This window comes from Sporosarcina thermotolerans (assembly GCF_042658975.1).
GTDB classification, from domain to species: Bacteria; Bacillota; Bacilli; order Bacillales_A; family Planococcaceae; genus Sporosarcina; species Sporosarcina thermotolerans.
On record NZ_JBHSRM010000014.1, the window covers coordinates 71,701 to 90,476 of the forward strand.

General features: G+C 41.9%; 14 protein-coding genes, 1 other RNA gene and 1 other annotated feature. Of the genes, 12 read left to right on the forward strand and 3 right to left on the reverse strand.

Features of this window, described 5'->3' with window-relative positions; genetic code table 11:
- Positions 1–42: 42 nt before the first annotated feature.
- Positions 43–684, forward strand: a complete 642-nt coding sequence (locus tag ACFPZG_RS11870; RefSeq protein ID WP_317941115.1) for a DUF421 domain-containing protein — start codon at positions 43–45, stop codon at positions 682–684.
- On the opposite strand, the gene ACFPZG_RS11875 is transcribed toward ACFPZG_RS11870, so the two are convergent.
- Complete coding sequence (locus tag ACFPZG_RS11875) at positions 678–2,195, reverse strand: putative polysaccharide biosynthesis protein (protein WP_283732283.1); 1,518 nt, start codon at positions 2,193–2,195, stop codon at positions 678–680. The genes ACFPZG_RS11870 and ACFPZG_RS11875 overlap by 7 nt on opposite strands.
- A 99-nt stretch (positions 2,196–2,294) precedes the next feature.
- On the opposite strand from ACFPZG_RS11875, the gene ACFPZG_RS11880 reads away from it, so the two are divergent.
- From ACFPZG_RS11880 to dtd, 7 genes are all read left to right on the forward strand, one after another.
- The gene (locus ACFPZG_RS11880) at positions 2,295–2,603 is read left to right on the forward strand and encodes a post-transcriptional regulator (RefSeq protein WP_283732282.1); all 309 of its coding nucleotides are present in this window, start codon (positions 2,295–2,297) and stop codon (positions 2,601–2,603) included.
- 127 nt (positions 2,604–2,730) lie between these two features.
- Positions 2,731–5,001 carry a protein translocase subunit SecDF gene (gene secDF / locus ACFPZG_RS11885; protein WP_283732281.1) on the forward strand — a complete coding sequence of 757 codons (2,271 nt, stop codon included), beginning with the start codon at positions 2,731–2,733 and terminating at the stop codon, positions 4,999–5,001.
- 96 nt (positions 5,002–5,097) lie between these two features.
- Positions 5,098–5,439 (forward strand): LapA family protein, encoded by a 342-nt coding sequence (locus ACFPZG_RS11890; protein ID WP_283732280.1) that lies wholly within the window; start codon positions 5,098–5,100, stop codon positions 5,437–5,439.
- Positions 5,440–5,571: 132 nt separating this feature from the next.
- Positions 5,572–7,920, forward strand: coding sequence for a single-stranded-DNA-specific exonuclease RecJ (gene recJ, locus ACFPZG_RS11895; protein WP_283732279.1), 2,349 nt, complete (start codon positions 5,572–5,574; stop codon positions 7,918–7,920).
- Positions 7,911–8,423, forward strand: a complete 513-nt coding sequence (locus ACFPZG_RS11900; protein WP_283732278.1) for an adenine phosphoribosyltransferase — start codon at positions 7,911–7,913, stop codon at positions 8,421–8,423. Before recJ ends, ACFPZG_RS11900 begins: the two co-directional genes overlap by 10 nt.
- Before the next feature lie 144 nt (positions 8,424–8,567).
- Positions 8,568–10,763: a RelA/SpoT family protein gene (locus ACFPZG_RS11905; protein ID WP_283732276.1), complete on the forward strand. Its 2,196-nt coding sequence runs from the start codon at positions 8,568–8,570 to the stop codon at positions 10,761–10,763.
- A gap of 16 nt (positions 10,764–10,779) precedes the next feature.
- Positions 10,780–11,220 carry a D-aminoacyl-tRNA deacylase gene (gene dtd / locus ACFPZG_RS11910; RefSeq protein WP_283732275.1) on the forward strand — a complete coding sequence of 147 codons (441 nt, stop codon included), beginning with the start codon at positions 10,780–10,782 and terminating at the stop codon, positions 11,218–11,220.
- 37 nt (positions 11,221–11,257) lie between these two features.
- On the opposite strand, the gene ACFPZG_RS11915 is transcribed toward dtd, so the two are convergent.
- On the reverse strand, positions 11,258–12,793 hold the full coding sequence (locus tag ACFPZG_RS11915; protein WP_317940780.1) for an SH3 domain-containing protein: 1,536 nt from the start codon (positions 12,791–12,793) through the stop codon (positions 11,258–11,260).
- Between the two features lie 152 nt (positions 12,794–12,945).
- Positions 12,946–13,178, forward strand: a binding site (T-box leader).
- 62 nt (positions 13,179–13,240) lie between these two features.
- Between ACFPZG_RS11915 and hisS the strand changes: the two genes are divergently transcribed.
- From hisS to ACFPZG_RS11935, 4 genes are all read left to right on the forward strand, one after another.
- Positions 13,241–14,512, forward strand: a complete 1,272-nt coding sequence (hisS, locus tag ACFPZG_RS11920) for a histidine--tRNA ligase (protein ID WP_283732272.1) — start codon at positions 13,241–13,243, stop codon at positions 14,510–14,512.
- A 17-nt stretch (positions 14,513–14,529) separates the two neighbouring features.
- The gene (aspS, locus tag ACFPZG_RS11925; RefSeq protein WP_317940779.1) at positions 14,530–16,287 is read left to right on the forward strand and encodes an aspartate--tRNA ligase; all 1,758 of its coding nucleotides are present in this window, start codon (positions 14,530–14,532) and stop codon (positions 16,285–16,287) included.
- A 95-nt stretch (positions 16,288–16,382) separates the two neighbouring features.
- Positions 16,383–16,567, forward strand: a non-coding RNA gene (gene ssrS, locus ACFPZG_RS11930) — 6S RNA.
- 90 nt (positions 16,568–16,657) lie between these two features.
- Positions 16,658–17,425 carry a tRNA threonylcarbamoyladenosine dehydratase gene (locus ACFPZG_RS11935; RefSeq protein WP_317940778.1) on the forward strand — a complete coding sequence of 256 codons (768 nt, stop codon included), beginning with the start codon at positions 16,658–16,660 and terminating at the stop codon, positions 17,423–17,425.
- Between the two features lie 48 nt (positions 17,426–17,473).
- Here ACFPZG_RS11935 and ACFPZG_RS11940 read toward each other — a convergent pair whose 3' ends face one another.
- A complete protein-coding gene (locus tag ACFPZG_RS11940; RefSeq protein WP_317940777.1) occupies positions 17,474–18,760 on the reverse strand; it encodes a replication-associated recombination protein A in 1,287 nt (428 codons plus the stop codon).
- Between the last annotated feature and the right edge of the window lie 16 nt (positions 18,761–18,776).

The window sequence follows — 18,776 nt, forward strand, 5'->3', positions numbered from 1 at the left end:
GAACTACGATTAGGCATCCTTACTTGGATAGGAGGGATTGCTTTGTCTGATTTAGTAATAATTGGTGCAAGGACAGTATTTTTGTATGTGTTAGTATTAATCATTCTCCGGGTAATGGGAAAACGAGAAGTAGGGGAATTAAGTGTTATTGATGTAGTTGTGTTTGTTATCATCGCGGAAGTCGTAGCAATTGCTCTTGAATCGCCTGAAAATAAATTAAGCCATACGATATTGCCCATGCTTATCCTCTTAGGTATCCAGTTGTTAACTTCTTATATTTCTTTGAAGAGTAAGAAATTTAGGGATCTTGTTGATGGAGATCCAACTGTTATCATTGAAAATGGTGTCATACTAGAAAAGGAAATGAGGAAACAAAGGTATAATATGGATGATTTATTCCAACAACTTCGTGAACAACAAATTGGTTCGGTACGTGAAGTCTCCTACGCTTACTTAGAACCTTCGGGAAATCTTTCGGTTTTTAAGTATGATCAAACTCAGCCAGTTCTTGCGCTTATTTCAGATGGTGTAATCCAAAGCAGTCATCTTCAAATTATTGGGAAATCCAAGGGGTGGCTCGTTGACGAATTGCAAAAACAAGGTGTCAATGATGTCAAGCAGGTTTTCTATTGCTCATTTGAAGATGGAAGGCTCCACCTCCAACTAAAAGAAGAGTATCAATAAAGTTTTGCAAGTCGTTTTAGCATTAATACATCATTTTTCTTCACTTGGCCGAATAAAAGCAGGATTACAAGAAGGAATGCTGTCGTAATTATGCATTCAAACAACAAGCCGAATTGTCCGATTGGAAGGAAAATAGGACGCATGACAGCTGTCAGGATGAATGATACATATGGCAATGCAAACATTGTAAAACCTGCAGCTGCGGCTTTGTTTTTCCTTAGTGTGGCGATATGGAGGAAAGAGGTGACAAGCACACCAAAGCCGATCGCCAGAACGGCCCCTGTTTCCTGTAGCCCGGGTTGTGATGCCAAAACGAACATCACTCCCAATTTTGCAATTCCTCCATAGACTGAATTCATCATTCCTGCTTTTGCATCTCCAGTCGCTTGCAAAATGGAATACAAAGGCCCCTGAATATAGTAGAAGAAAAAAACAGGTGCCAATAATGTCATATAGGATCCGCCTTCGGTAATTTTGAAGAGCTTTTCTGCAAGATCCTGTCCATGAACGTAAAATACTGCTGCTGCAAAAGCGCCAGTCAAGGCGGATAGTCGTAATGCCAGTTGAATCCGTTCTTGTAGCTTCTTTTTATTGCTCGAGGCTGCAGCCCCGCTCACGGCTGGTACAAGCACTACAGAAAGGGCATACGGAATGAATGAAGGGAAGAGCAACAGAGGTATCAGAACCCCTGAGATGATACCGTAAAGCGATGTGGCGGCAACGGCCCCGACTCCAGCCATGGAAAGGGCACGTAAAAAGATAATTGGCTCTAAAAACCAAGTGAATGTACCGAATAATCTGCTTCCCGAAGAAGGCAGGGCAATAGACAAAAGTGGTTCCATCGGGAATTTCTCTTTCTTTTGAACGGGATACCGTTCACGTTTCTTATGCTGCTGATATTTATACCATAAATAACAAGCTGAAAGAGCCTCCGCAAGAAGGGTGATACCCATTGCATATGCGGCATTCATAGCGGTGTTATCTGGCGTTAAGAACATCGGCAACATCCAAGTTATTAAGGCGATACGGCAAATTTGTTCAATAATTTGGGACCATGCTGTTTCTTCAATCCTAACAATCCCTTGAAAATATCCACGTATAAGACCGCAAACTGCCGCGATCGGTATAATGGCGATTCCAACGTATAAAGTAGTTGAAGAAGCCGCATTCCCTAATAATGTTTCTGATAAATAAGGAATAAATAAAATGGATAATGGAAGGAAAATGACCCCAGTTATAATCGTTATGACGGTTGCTGTTCTCATGACAGCCGGCAACTTGGCGGTTTCTCCATTTACCTTCAGCTCTGCAATTACTTTTGCGACGGCAATTGGGACACCTAATTGGACAAGGGATAAAAAGAAGATAAAGGCAGGATAGGCAGTCATATAAATACCTACAGCCTCTTCGCCAGCTACCCGCATAAACTGGATTCGAAAGACGAATCCTAATAGCTTGGTCATAAAAACGGCAATCATTAATATGGCGGTTCCACGTATGAAAGTGGACATTCATAAACAACTCCTTCTAAATTCCGGTCATTTCGTTTACACTAAATCTATGCACAAGTTTGTCTATTTACGACTGAACAGGAAAGGATGGGGAGTGTGATGATTCAATTCGGACAATTATTCAATCATGCAATACCCGCAATCGAAAGCAAAAGGGATGAATTCCGGTTATATGGCTATTCGACTGTAACAAGTGAAGAAATATGGAAATTCTGTATCCGTAGAAAATGGCGCAAAAAAAATATCGAACAGATGCCCATCCACGAGATTGTGAACGGCATCCTTCGATTGTCAGCTGCTGAGTTTATGACCTTTACTCAAATTGAAGAGCAACGGGATGCGAATTGGTTCTCAGATTTACATAGCGAGGAGCTTCAATTGCTTTTATCACCAAATAGTAAGGAGTAAAGTTTTACATTTATGGAACGAAGCTATTTGACAGATGGCTGTCACTGTTTCATAATTGGAGTATTGTATTTTTAAAAACTGTACATGGCAATCATTTCACAGCTCCGTACAGAGGGGGAACAATTTTATGAAAAAAAGAAGTAGGATAGTGGCGTTTTTACTCGTGCTTGTTTTATTCGGGTCATTAGTAGGCGTTTCTATTAAACCAATTATAAAAGATGTACGACTTGGCCTCGATTTACAAGGAGGATTCGAAGTCCTTTATGAAGTTCAGCCTCTGAAGGAAGGTCAACAGATTACGGAGTCCGTAGTCGTGGATACCTCAGGCGCTTTACGGAACCGCGTTGACGTCCTCGGTGTTAGTGAGCCAGTCATCACAGTTGAATCGAATAATCGGATTCGAGTTCAACTCGCAGGTGTCGAGGATCAGGAAGAAGCTCGTGAGCTATTATCGACTCAAGCGAATTTAACATTCCGCGATGCAGACGATAACCTTCTTCTAGACGGAACCGATCTAAAAGAAGGTAAAGCAAAAGCTAACTTTGGACAATATGGCGATCCGGTTGTTACGCTTGAAATGAAAGATCCGGACAAGTTCGGAAAAGTAACGTCGGAAATTGCAAAAAAACCGAAACCTGAAAACGTCATGGTTATTTGGATGGACTTTGTAGAAGGTGTTGACTCTTTCAAAGAAGAGGTAATGAAAGAAAAAACGAAGTTCATATCCGCACCATCTGTAAGACAAACAATCAATTCATCCAATGTTGAAATTTCAGGAAGCTTTACTGTTGAAGAAACAAAGAAATTGGCTGGAATCTTGAATGCCGGTGCACTTCCTGTCCATCTTGAAGAAATCTACTCCACTTCCGTTGGTGCTCAATTCGGTGCACAAGCGTTGGATAAAACGATTTTGGCAGGAATTATCGGTATTTCATTAATTTTCATTTTCATGTTGTTTTATTACCGTATTCCTGGAATTGTGGCAGTTATTACATTATCCATCTATATCTATTTAATTCTTGTTGTTTTTACAGGCATTAATGGTGTTCTTACACTTCCTGGTATTGCGGCCTTGATGTTAGGGGTCGGTATGGCGGTTGATGCGAATATCCTGACATACGAAAGGATTCGAGAAGAACTGCGGGTAGGAAAGTCAGTGAAATCTGCCTTTACGACTGGGGCGAAATCTGCATTTACCGCTATCTTGGATGCCAATATTACAACCTTGCTTGCAGCAGTTGTTCTATTCATATTCGGGACAAGCTCAGTTAAAGGTTTTGCTACAATGCTCATTATAAGTATAATGGTCAGCTTCTTGACAGCTGTATGGGGCTCAAGGTTATTGTTAGGCCTACTTGTTCAAAGTGGTGTTCTTGACGGGAAAACAGGTCTCTTCGGTATTTCGAAAAAACGAGTCCATCCAATTGAAGAAGGTGTGGACACGCTTGACCTTACAACGAAATTCGATCGATTTGATTTTGTTAAGACGCGCAAGATGTTCTATGTCCTTTCCATTGTATTAATTATTGCAGGTATAATTGTATTAGGGATCTTCAAGTTGAATCTTGGAATCGATTTTGCAGGTGGTACACGTGTCGAAATCTTATCGGATACTCCATTAACGACAGAGGAACTCTCAAATACACTTGAGGAAATAGGCCATCCTGCGACGGATATCGTTATTTCCGGTGATACGAACAATATTGGTGTTGTACGTTACAAGGAAGAGTTCAAACAAGAAACTGTTAATAAAATCAAAAGGGATCTAATGGCTCAATATGGTGCAGATCCTAACATTTCAACCGTTTCCGATACGGTTGGTAAGGAATTAGTGAAGAATGCTTTCTATGCATTGCTTTATGCTGCACTTGGTATCGTCGTCTATGTTGCATTCCGATTTGAATGGCGGATGGGTGTTGCCTCCATTGTCGGTCTAATCCATGACGCATTCTTCATGGTTGCCGTATTCAGTATTTCAAGGCTTGAAGTGGATATCACATTCATAGCCGCGGTACTGACGATTGTCGGTTATTCAATCAATGACACGATTGTCACCTTTGACCGGATCCGAGAGAACTTGCATAAGGTTGGCAAAATCAAAGACGCAAATGAATTGGCGGTAATTGTCAATAAATCATTACGTCAAACATTGAGCCGTTCAGTGAACACTGTATTGACCGTCATCTTTGTTGTAGTAGCATTAATTGCACTTGGTGCGGAGGCAATCCGTCCATTCTCAATTGCATTGTTGATCGGTTTACTTGCGGGAACTTATTCATCCATCTTCATCTCCGCTCAAATCTGGTTTGATCTGAAGAAGAAGGAACTGCAAAAGACGGGAACAATAAAAGTTGATAAAGAGAAAAAGAAATGGGGATCAGACGAACCTGTTGTCTGATTTAGAAAGCATGTACAATGTTTAAATCCATAATGGAACAGGGTATACATAAATGTATATCCTGTTTTTACTTGTATGAAAGGGATGTGGTGAAGTATGAAGATGCAATGGTCGTTGATAATAAGTCTTATTTTTGCAATTATCATTGCCGTTTTTGCTATACTGAATGTTGAGTCGGTACAAGTGAATTACCTATTTGGAAAAGCACATCTTCCACTCATCCTTGTTATACTGTTCACAGCATTTTTAGGTGCTGCCATAAGTGGATTCATAACAATGTTCAGATCAATTAAAGCAAATCGACGAATCAATGAGTTGAAAAAGGAAATGACAGCGAAGGAAATCCTAATTGCTAATCAGCAAAATGAAATAGCGGCTTTGCTACAACATATAGCTGACGTTGAAGTTAGGAATGACAATATCGATGAAAAGCAGTAAATATTGCATCCATATCTGAATATGTGGATGTTTTTTTATTTGTAAAAGAGTTAGCGAATTGTTAATTCGGGATAATTCCTTTCAGTGGTCACTTATATCCTCTATAATAAGCATTAAAGGAAGTGATGAGCGTTGATAGAATCGATGAAAACCTGGACGATCAACCGTCCAGATGAACATATCGTAAATTTATTCATGAACGAGTTAGGCATTCCGTCAATACACGCAAAAATCTTAGTGTCGAGAGGTATTACAGATCTCGATCAGGCTAAGTCATTTTTACATATAGACGAAAGTTGCCTGCATGATCCTTACTTACTTTTTGACATGGAAAAAGCGGTTACGCGAATCATGCATGCTATTGAAAGGGACGAAAAAATAACTGTTTACGGTGATTATGATGCTGATGGAGTTACGAGTGTGACCGTCTTGACAACTGCTCTTGAGCAATTAGGTGCAACTGTCGATTTTAAAATACCTAATCGTTTTGAACACGGTTATGGGCCTAATATTGAATTATTCAAAGTGATGAAAGAGGAAGGAACTGCTCTTATTATCACCGTGGATAATGGAATTTCTGGTTTGGAGGCGATAGCGTTTGCAAAGTCCGTTGGAATGGATGTTATCGTCACTGATCACCATGAAATCGGCGATGAGCTACCAATTGCGGATGCCATCATCCACCCACGGCATCCTGAAGGGATCTATCCTTTTGGGGAGTTGGCGGGAGTCGGCGTGGCGTTTAAATTGGCATGTGCCCTGTTGGGGGAAGTGCCAGAAGAACTTTTTGAGATAGCTGCAATCGGTACTGTTGCAGACCTTGTTCCGTTGAAAGATGAAAATAGGTACATCGTCAAGGAAGGCATAAGACGGATGCGGATGTCCCATAGACCGGGTATCCAGGCTCTAACAAAAGTTAGCGGAACGGAGCAATCTTCCTTATACGAAGAGTCATTGGGCTTTATGATCGGTCCAAGGATTAATGCTCCAGGGCGCTTAGGTAGTGCGAATCCAGCCGTCCATCTATTAAAAACGGAAGATATGATGGAAGCTGTGTCCATTGCAGAGCAATTGGATTCGTTGAATAAGGAGAGACAGGCGCTTGTCGCAACTATTGCGGAAGAGGCTGAGCAAGAGCTTATTGAAATGTACGGGGACATGCTGCCGTATGTTATCGTCCTCGCGGGGGAAGGATGGAACCCAGGGGTAGTCGGCATAGTCGCCTCCCGATTGACTGAAAAATATTATCGACCGTCAATAATACTATCAATTGATAAAGAATCAGAAAGTGCAAAAGGATCCGGACGTAGCATTCAAGGTTTTGATTTGTTCAAGGAATTGTCGAAGAACGCCGATTTACTGCCGCATTTTGGAGGCCATGAAATGGCGGCAGGTATGTCACTTTCCCTTGAAGATGTCAATTCGCTAAGAGACCGTTTGAATGAACAAGGGAAAATGGCGATGACAGATGATATTCTGACACCACGTCTAAAAATTGATGTGCCACTTGAGATAGGTGAAATAGAAGTTGATGTGCTAGAAGGGTTAGAATCGCTACGACCTTTCGGGGTAACTTTTGAAAAGCCAGTTTTCCTAATCGAGGATCTGTCTGCAACAACGATTCGAAAGATCGGTGCAAATAAGAATCATTTAAAACTTGAATTGTCGGATGGTAAAAATAGCATTGATATTATCGGATTTGGAAATGGGGCTATCGCCGATGAGATAAGCCCTGGAGTTAAATTATCCGTTACAGGGGACTTGCAAGTGAATGAGTGGAATGGCAGGAAAAAGCCTCAATTGCTGTTAACGGATTTACAGTCAAATGAACGTCAACTATATGACTTGCGTGGAATTCGTGAACCGAATAGATGGATTTCAATTATCCCTCAAAAGAACAATCTTTTCATCGCTTTTCAGGAGGCGTCGATTGGTCATTTTCAATCCTTGCTTAAAAATGTCCAGATTCATCAATTCGGACAAGTGGAATTGATGGAAACGGACCATGTGATCCTATTGGATATGCCAGAGTCTACGGACCAGTTAAAAGAGTTAATCGACCTTACGAAACCAAAACGGATATATGCGCATTTTCATGTCAATGAATCTGTGTACTTTGAAGGAATTCCTTCCCGAGAGCAATTCGGTTGGTATTATAGTTTTCTTAAAAAACGGGGCACCTTCGACCTGCGAAAGCAGGTTCAGGAATTATCCAAGCATAAAGGATGGAAGGTTGACACAATTTATTTCATGACAATGGTGTTTTCGGAGCTTGGATTTGTTAAGATAGAGAGTGGACTTGCTTCAGTACAAGAAGATGCGTTAAAGAAGAAACTTTCCGAGGCTCCTTCCTACCAAAAGAGGGAGAGACAGATTGAACTTGAAAATAAGCTTGTTTACGCTCCGTATACGGAATTGAAAAATTGGTTTGATGAAGTTTGTAAAGAAACAGCTAACAGGGAGGAACAATTATGGATTTGAAAAGTTTTGTAACAATCGTGCCTGATTATCCGAAAGAGGGTATCAGTTTTAAGGATATTACAACGATTATGGATAATGGGCAAGCTTATAAATATGCTACCGACAAAATTGTCGAGTTTGCAAAAGAAGTAGGGACAGATATCATCGTTGGTCCTGAAGCAAGAGGTTTCATCATTGGATGCCCAGTTGCTTATGCACTTGAAGTGGGTTTTGCTCCTGTCCGAAAACCTGGGAAACTGCCACGTGAAACGATTGCAGTGGAATATGATCTTGAATACGGTAAAGATAAATTGACAATCCATTCGGATGCCATTAAACCCGGGCAGCGGGTATTGATTGTTGATGATTTACTTGCGACAGGTGGAACAGTCGGCGCGACAGTGGAACTTGTCGAAAAATTGGGCGGCGTCGTAGCTGGATGTGCGTTTTTGATTGAACTTTCCTATTTGAATGGTCGCGAAAAGTTAAAAGGGTATGAAGTTAGTGCGTTAATGTCATATTGAAATATAAAATATGAAATAGTAGGGTCCTTCGCGAAACAGCGAAGGATCTTTTTTAGTTCTCAGGGCTTTACATTCATAGCCATTTATACATACAATAGAAATATGTTTAATTTTTTTGCGGAAAAGGTTGAAAGGAGTAATAAAATGGCGAAAAATCGTGACATGACGACAGATGAGATTTTCGAACTGATTGCTTCCTATATGAATGAGCAACATGTCGCGTTCGTCAAAAGAGCGTATAGGAGCGCAAAGGCTGCTCATGATGGGCAGTTCAGAAGTTCTGGCGAGCCATATATTCTGCATCCCATCCAAGTAGCTGGCATTTTAGCAGAATTACAGATGGACCCATCTACAGTTGCAGCGGGTTTCCTTCATGATGTTGTAGAAGATACAGACGTCAGCAGGGAAGATATAATTCGCGACTATGGAGAAGAAGTTGCGATGTTAGTCGATGGTGTTACAAAGTTGGAAAGACTGAAGTTTAAGTCGAACGAGGAGAAGCAGGCAGAGAATCACCGAAAGATGTTCGTTGCGATGGCGAGGGATATTAGGGTTATTCTTATAAAGCTCGCGGATCGTCTTCATAATATGCGTACGTTGAAACATGTACCTGAGGAAAAGCAACGAAGGGTAGCGGCAGAGACTTTAGATATTTTCGCTCCACTCGCACATCGCCTTGGAATTTCAACGATAAAGTGGGAGTTGGAGGACACTGCACTTCGTTATTTGAATCCACAGCAATATTATCGGATTGTCAATATGATGAAGAAAAAGCGTGATGAACGTGAGAATTATTTATTGAATGTAATGGATTTAGTACGCAAAGAAATTGGCGAAATGGAACTTGAAGCTGAAATCAGTGGAAGGCCAAAGCATTTGTATTCCATCTACAGGAAAATGGTACTTCAACAAAAGGAATTCAATGAAATATATGACCTTCTTGCAGTGCGAATCATCGTCAATAGCATAAAAGATTGTTACGCAGTTCTTGGGATCATTCATACATTGTGGAAGCCGATGCCGGGACGGTTTAAGGATTATATAGCAATGCCAAAGCAAAATCTTTATCAATCAATCCACACAACCGTCGTTGGTCCCGCCGGTGATCCGCTTGAAGTGCAAATCCGTACAGGGGAAATGCATAGGATTGCGGAATACGGGGTTGCTGCACACTGGGCATATAAAGAGGGGAAAACAGTCTCCGAAAAGCCTAATAATATCGATTCCAAGTTAAAGTGGTTCAGGGAAATCCTTGAATTCCAAAACGAATCATCGAACGCGGAAGAATTCATGGAATCATTGAAATTCGATTTGTTTTCCGACATGGTATACGTATTTACACCGAATGGTGATGTAATTGAAATTCCACAGGGCTCCGTACCGATTGACTTTGCATATCGGGTCCATTCCGAAGTTGGAAACCGGACGATTGGTGCGAAAGTAAATGGAAAAATGGTTCCATTGGATACTGAATTATTCACAGGTGATATCGTTGAAATACTTACCTCTAAACAATCATTCGGACCAAGTCGAGACTGGTTGAAAATCGCGAATACTTCGCAAGCAAGAAATAAAATTCGTCAATATTTTAAAAAGCAATTAAGAGAAGAGAATATTGTAAAAGGCACGGAAATGGTCGAAAAAGAAGTGAAGATGCAGGAATTCGATTTGAAAGCTGTGCTGACACAGGAAAATATTCAGCGCACTATCGACAAATTCAGCTTTACTTCTGAAGAGGACATGTATGCTGCGATTGGGTCCAACGGGATCACAGCTCAACAAGTTGTAAATAGGTTGGCGGAGAAGATACGTAAGGAACGTGACCATCAGGAGACAATTGATAAAATCGTTTCGGATATGAAGTCTCCACAACAAGTACGTACGACTGAATCTGGTGTTATTGTAAGAGGGCTTGAGAATTTGCTGATTCGCCTGTCAAGATGTTGCAATCCTATCCCAGGAGACGGTATTGTTGGATTTATCACGAAAGGTCGCGGCGTTTCCGTTCACAGGTCAGATTGTCCGAATATCCATACCGAAGAGGATACTGACAGGCTAATTGATGTCGAATGGGCGGTCGACTCGAGTGAAGCAAGAAAAGACTTCCAAGTGGATATTGAGATTTCCGCTTTCGATAGACAAGGACTTCTTAATGAAGTGATGATGGTTGTTGCTGATACTAAAACACCAATGGTCGCTGTAAGTGGGAAGGCCGATAAGGAAAAAATCGCAAAAATCAATATGACGATAAAAATAACGGATGTTACTCATTTACACCGGATTGTCGATCGTATTAAACAAATACGCGATATCTTTTCGGTGGAACGTATAATCCATTAATGGGAAGGTGTTTTACTTGAGGGTCATCTTACAAAGATCTGGTAAAGCGTCCGTAACAGTCGCTGGGGAAGTGACAGGCTCAATTGATAAGGGTTATGTCCTTCTTGTAGGCGTTACACATGAAGATACAAAACAGGATGCTGATTATATAGTTAAGAAAATAGCTGGCCTTCGATTATGGGAAGATGATGAAGGAAAGATGAATCATGCCATCGATAAGGTAGAAGGTGCCATTCTTTCTGTTTCCCAATTCACTTTGTATGGAGATGTAAGAAAAGGACGCCGTCCAAGTTTCATCGAGGCAGCAAGACCGGAACATGCGGAGCCGCTTTGGAACTATTTTAATGATGCTTTACGTGAGCAGGGCTTGCAAGTCGAAACAGGAATTTTTGGTGCCATGATGGACGTGGAATTAGTTAATGATGGCCCGGTTACAATTATTATCGAATCAAAATGAAAACCGCAACTCCTTATAAAGGGGCTGCGGTTTTTTGTTAATTCTTATCGAAATATTGAATGATACCTTGATAAATACCATGTGTTGCCTGCTCGCGGAACTTTTCGGTAATAAGGATCCGTTCCTCCGAAGGATTGGACAGGAAACCTAATTCTACAAGAATTGAATTCTTCTTATTCTCACGTAGGACTAAATAATTGGCAGGTTGCGCGCCGCGATTACGGAGGTTAATGGATTTCTCCAGTCCACTGTTCACCGCTGCTGCAAGTGCTTTTTGGTTGCTATTCGTGTAATAAGTTGTGAATCCAGTAATCGATGTATTCGGGTTTGCATCATAATGCAGGCTGATAAAAGCATCAGCATTTGCTTGCAAGTTGATGGAAACACGTTTACGTAGCGAGATGTACGTATCGGAATCACGTGTCAGTATGACATTGGCGCCGGCGGCTTTTAACTTTGCAGATAAGGACTGTGCAGTCATCAGTGTAAGAAGTTTTTCATCGGTGCCGTGCAATCCCGTTGCTCCACGGTCATTGCCTCCGTGACCTGCATCTACAACGATTGTTAATCCTTTTAAGGTCCCTGTAGGACGATCGGACTTTCCATCATTACTTTGTAAATCTGCTTTTGTGACTTCACCAGAAGAAACAACCCATTTAGCAATAAATGCAGTTTCCCCGGCCGGTAATGCGACCTTATACCAATCGCCCTCTTCCGCTACTACGGTTAAGTTTTCCCCTGCAAATGCTCGTTTGACAATAGTAGAAGAGGTGGTTGCCGATTGCCTAATATTCGTTCCATTTGTTAAAACAGTCACTTTACTGACTGCGGATGAATCAGATTGTAGATTACTCTTTGGACCAATTGTACCGTGGAAGGAATAGACCCAAGCATCAGTTTTATTATCAAGTTTTATCTTAACCCAATTTCCGTCAACTTGAATTACAGGATAAACCTCCCCGCTTCGAATCAACCCGATTTTCTTCGAAGATAGTCCTGGTTCTTGTCTGACGTTCAGTGCATCGACTGACACGGTGAACTGTTCGGCCTCCGTTGCTTGTTGTTTTGAAGTAGTCCCGGCTTGTCCACTATCACTTTGTGAAATCTCCGTAATGTAATCTGTATGTACCCACCCGTCATTTCCGTTACTGACGATGGAAGACCAATCACCTTTTCGCCCGGTTACTTCAACTGCCTCCCCGGCCATTAACTGCCCAATTACAGAAGAGCTAGTTGATGGTTCGATTCGGATATTCAAAGCATTTACTTTTGAGACTGCCGTCTTTTTCGAAGTCCCAGCCGCCCCTTGGTCCACTACAAGCCAAGATGCAATCCACCCTGTACCTGACCCGACTTTAACTTCATACCAATCCCCGTTGGTAGACATCACTTCAACTCGATCGCCTAATTTCATCGAAGCGGTCACAGAATAAGTCAGACCTGGTCCCGAACGGACATTTAGTGATTTAGTATTGATGATGACGGTTTCGCCTTTTGCAGAAATTGTAGGAAAATCGTAATTGACGGCGATGATTAGGATGAAAGCCAAAATCCATTTGCATAATTTCGACAAACTATCACTCTCCCTTTCTATCTATTGTAGAAGTTTTCCATAGAAAAAACCAGATGGAAATGAAAAAGGTTGACACTTCGGCTGCGAATGATTAAGATAAGGATTAATTCAAACTAAGAGTTGTTTCAAAACAAAGGTTAAATGAAAACAAAATTACGCTGATGACATGGAAAGTAACTATATTGCGGGCTGACAAGAGAGGGGGGGACGTGGCTGAAATCCTTCCTACAGACGGATAAAGTGAACAACACCATCGAAGCTCCGTGCTGAACGATTCATTTTCAGTAGGTGTGGACGGAACCGGCCGTTATCCGGATACGAGTGGGCATTTTAGTATGCCAATTTGGGTGGAACCGCGGAAGCTTGCATAGCTCTCGTCCCTTGTGAAAACAAGGGATGGGGGCTTTTTTTAGTTCCATAATGTGAAATATTGGAAGGGGTAGTCAAATGAATTTTAAAGTACCAAGGGGGACCCAGGACATTCTCCCATCAGAATCATGGAAATGGCAACAAGTCGAATCGATCATACGTGAAGTATGCGACATGTATCGCTACAAAGAAATCCGCACACCAATTTTCGAACAAACTGAGTTGTTTCAAAGAACAGTTGGAGATACTACCGATATCGTAACGAAAGAAATGTACACATTCACAGATCGTGGCGATCGTTCAATGACGCTTCGACCTGAAGGCACAGCACCTGTCGTTCGCTCATTCGTCGAGAACAAAATGTTCGGCTATCCGGACCAACCCGTCAAACTATATTATCAAGGTCCGATGTTCCGATATGAGCGCCAACAAGCTGGACGATATCGTCAATTTGTTCAGTTCGGTGTGGAAGCAATCGGTAGTGCTGACCCGGCAATCGATGCTGAAGTAATATCTTTGGCAATGGAAGTCTATAAACGCGCAGGTTTAACAGACATCAAGCTTGTCCTTAATTCATTGGGAGACAGCGAATCTCGAAATGCACATAGAGAGGCCCTTGTTACACATTTCTCACCACATATCGGTGAATTCTGTAAAGATTGTCAATCACGGTTAGAGAAAAATCCACTTCGTATACTTGACTGTAAAGTTGACCGTGAGCATCCATTAATGGCTTCGGCGCCATCATTGACGGATTACTTAAATGAATCATCGACGGCTTATTTTGAACAAGTAAAAAGCTATTTAGAAGAAATAGGTATCCCGTATGAGCTTGACCCGAACTTAGTCCGTGGTTTGGACTATTACAACCACACTGCATTCGAAATCATGAGCACTTCAAAAGGCTTCGGCGCCATCACGACGCTTTGCGGCGGTGGCCGATATAACGGATTGGCCGAGGAAATCGGCGGTCCATCCGCACCAGGAATAGGATATGGAATGAGCATTGAACGTCTACTATTAGCGCTTGAAGCTGAAGGGAAGTCCTTTATGCAGGATCCCGAGTTGGACGTCTACATCGTAACGCTCGAACAAGCGGCACGTCGGAAAGGTTTCAAATTACTGAACGAACTTCGTAAAGCTGGGATTCGTGCGGATATGGATTATATGGATCGTAAAATGAAGGCGCAAATGAAATCGGCCGATCGATTCAATGCTAAATCTGTAATTGTAATTGGAGAAGATGAAGTGAACGATCAAGTTGTCCAACTGAAAAATATGGGCGATGGTTCGCAGCAAAAAGTATCCGACGCGGCAATTATTGAAACAATAAAAGAACAGTTGAAATAAGGAAGGTTGATGATTTTATGCAACGTACACATTATTGTGGAGAATTAACAGAGAAAATCATAGGGCAAACAGTTACATTGCAAGGTTGGGTACAAAAAAGAAGGGACCTTGGCGGACTTATCTTTATCGACCTTCGGGACCGTTCGGGGATTGTTCAAACCGTTTTCAATCCTGATTTCTCTAAAGAAGCACTTGAAATTGCAGAATCGATTCGAAGTGAATTTGTAATTGAGGTATACGGCAAGGTAGTTGAACGGGAAGAGAAACAAAAAAATGACAAGCTGCTAACAGGATCTATTGAAGTGCATGTCGAAAACATCCAAATTATTAACGAGGCTAAAACTCCTCCTTTCATTATTGAAGACGAGACGGATGTAAATGAAGAAATCCGGTTGAAATACCGTTACTTGGATCTACGCCGCCCACAATTGGCGAAAGTATTCAAAATGAGATCAGATATTACTAAGACAGTCCGTAATTTCCTTGACGGTGAAGGGTTCCTCGAAGTGGAGACACCTATATTGACAAAGTCCACACCGGAAGGCGCAAGGGACTATCTCGTACCAAGTCGTGTTCATGACGGACAGTTCTACGCATTGCCACAATCGCCTCAGTTATTTAAACAAATGCTGATGGTATCCGGGTTTGACAGATATTATCAAATCGCGCGCTGCTTCCGGGATGAGGATCTACGTGCGGACCGTCAACCTGAATTTACACAAATTGATATGGAAATGAGCTTCATGACAATCGAAGGCATCATCGAATTGAATGAACGACTTATGAAAAGAGTAATGAAAGATGTAAAGGGAATTGATATTGAAACTCCTTTCAAGCGGTTGCCATACGATGAAGCAATGAGTAGATTTGGATCGGATAAACCAGATACGCGTTTCGCAATGGAATTGCAGGATGTGTCTGAGGTCGTGAAGGATTCTTCATTTAAAGTGTTTGCTGGAGCCGTGGAATCGGGTGGGCAAGTTAAGGCCATCAATGTAAAAGGTTCTGCTAATAGCTATTCACGAAAAGACATTGATGCACTTGGCGAATTTGCTGCGCGTTACGGAGCGAAAGGTCTTGCTTGGCTAAAAGTCGACGCAGAAGGATTGAAAGGTCCAATTGCAAAATTCTTTGAAGGTGAAGCTGCGGAAGAATTAGTGAAGTTGCTTGATGCGCAAGAAGGTGACTTACTCCTGTTTGTTGCAGACAAGAAGTCAGTTGTTGCGGATGCACTTGGAGCACTACGTTTGAAACTTGGTAAAGACTTGAATTTGATCGATGAAACGAAATTTAATTTCTTATGGGTAACCGAATGGCCATTATTTGAATACGACGAAGAAGAAGGCCGTTATTACGCTGCGCATCATCCATTCACTATGCCTGCAGATGTGGAAGGTCTTGTATCGAATCCAAGTGCCGTAAAAGCACAGGCATATGACCTTGTTTTGAACGGCTACGAGCTTGGCGGGGGATCATTGCGGATTTACAAGCGGGATGTACAAGAGAAAATGTTTAAGGCACTTGGATTTACCGAAGAAGAAGCTCGCGAACAGTTCGGTTTCTTGCTTGATGCATTTGACTATGGTACTCCTCCACACGGCGGTATCGCTTTTGGCTTGGACCGAATCGTTATGTTATTATCCGGTTCAACAAATCTACGGGATACTATTGCATTTCCGAAGACAGCGAGTGCAAGCGACTTGTTGACAGAGGCGCCAAGCGAAGTAGATCCTACACAACTTAACGAGTTAGGAATCTCCATTCAGTCGAAATAAAATTAGTGGAAAAGTAACTATTCAAAATATGCAATAAATTACCTATGTAGAAATCGTTGAATACAGTATCAAAATGTGATAGGATACAATTAATACGAATCCTAAAGTGTTCGTTATTTGCTAATCAGTTTTGACCGAACATTTTTATCGTAGGGAGCTTGTATTCCACTTTGGATGGAACGCCCGTAACTTTAGGGACTTCAGAATAAATGGATATGGCACCCACCTGCAGAGTGCGGGTTCAAAACGATACTTCAAAGACGGCACGTTTGGGATTCGTTAACGTTTTTATACATTTATTTAATTCACTATACCCCTCTTGCGGACCTGCGGAGGGGTTTTTGATTGACATAAGAAAGGCGGAATTTAAGTGTTGCATCAATTTTCTCGTAATGAATTGGCGTTTGGTCCAGAGGGCATTGATCGGATGCGTAATACAACAGTGGCTATACTTGGTGTAGGCGGAGTTGGTTCTTTTGCAGCTGAGGCCTGTGCACGTAGTGGTGTAGGTAGAATCATTCTTATCGACAAAGATACAGTAGATATAACGAATGTGAATCGTCAGCTTGTTGCTACACTTTCTACAATCGGTCGTTCGAAAGTGGAAGTGATGGAGGAACGGATTGCTGATGTGAATAAAGATTGCGAAGTGATAGGACTCCATATGTTCTATACTGAAGAGACATATGAAGAGTTTTTTAGCTATAATCCTGACTATGTGATTGATGCTTCGGATACGATCAGTTATAAAATCCATCTTATTAAGGAATGTGTTTCCCGGGGAATTAAAATCATTTCAAGCATGGGTGCTGCGAATAAACTGGATCCAACACGCTTTCGGATAGCGGATATTTCGAAGACGCATACGGATCCGATTGCGAAAATTATAAGACTTAGATTGAAAAAAGAGGGTATTAAGAAAGGTGTACCTGTTGTGTTTTCGGATGAGAGCCCGATTGTTATACGGGAGGATATCGCGGAAACAGTAGGGAAGCCTGATGCGGCAATTCGTAAGGCGAAGATGCCGCCTGCTTCGAATTCGTATGTTCCTTCAGTGGCGGGTCTTGTTTGTGCGAGTTGGGTGTTGAATGACATTGTTAAGGATATTCCGATTGAGCGAGTGAAGGATAAAAAGTAATGAAAAGGGTTGTCCGGATATTCATATCCGGACAACCCTTTTATGCGTTTATTTTTTCTTCCTAAATTCTTTAAGGCGTTGGTAGATGCCTGCGAGTTTTCTTTCTTCGCCGGCGATTACGGGGGTGTAGAATTCTGTATCCTTTATCTTATCAGGCAAGTATTGCTGATCGACCCAACCGCCGAAGGAGCCGATTGGTGAATCATGCGGGTACTGATACCCTTCATGTCCCAATTCCGCTGCTCCTGCATAATGCGTGTCACGAAGGTGTAAGGGGATATCGCCTGTCTTACCATCATTTATCGCCCTTATTGCGGCGTCAACTGCTTTATATGCTGAATTGGACTTTGAGGCGAGACACATCTCGATAACGGCGTTCGCCAAAGGAATACGTGCTTCAGGCATGCCTAACCGAACAGCAGCCTCGGTTGCAGCAAGAACGTGAGGCCCAACTTGAGGGGCAGCTAAACCTACATCCTCATAGGCCATAACAAGCAATCGTCTTGAGACGGCGATCAAGTCCCCGGTTTCAAGTAAGTTCGCCAAATAGAAAATTGCTGCATCTACATCGCTCCCACGCACTGATTTCTGCAAAGCCGATAAAAGGTTATAATGGTGGGATCCTTTTTTATCACCAACGAGTCCGATACGGCCAATCAGATTATCGATTAGCCAATCCTCGATTAGTATTTTTCCGTCTTCTTCATCACTTGCAGAAACGATTGACTCCAACAACGTGAGTGCTTTCCTTGCATCACCATTTACCCCCTCTGAGATTTTTTCGATTTGATCATCAGTCATCTCGATTGGTGTTTTTCCTAGACCGCGTTCTTTATCATGTAAAGCTCGCTCTATTAATTTAATAACATCTTTAGAATCAAGCCGCTTTAACTGTAAAATTTCGCCGCAGCGTGACCTGATAGCAGGGTTTACGCTATGGAAAGGATTTTCAGTTGTGGCTCCGATAAGCACTATGGATCCTTTTTCAACATGCGGAAGCAGTGTATCCTGTTGTAGTTTATTGAACCGATGGATTTCATCAAGAAATAGAATTACTTTACCTGTAATCCTTGCTTCGGCAACTACATCCTCCACTTCTTTTTTTCCGGAAACTGTGGCATTTAAAGAGATGAATGGCAATTGGGTCGTTCCAGCAATGGCAAATGCCAGTGATGTTTTCCCAATTCCAGGTTCGCCGTAAAGCAACATAGAAGGGACATGGCCTTTTGAAATCATTCTGTAAAGTGCTGTGTCTTTTCCAATGATATGCTGTTGTCCTGCGATTTCATCTATAGTTTTTGGTCGCATTCGGAATGCCAATGGTTCGTTGTGCAAAATAATCACTCCCCGT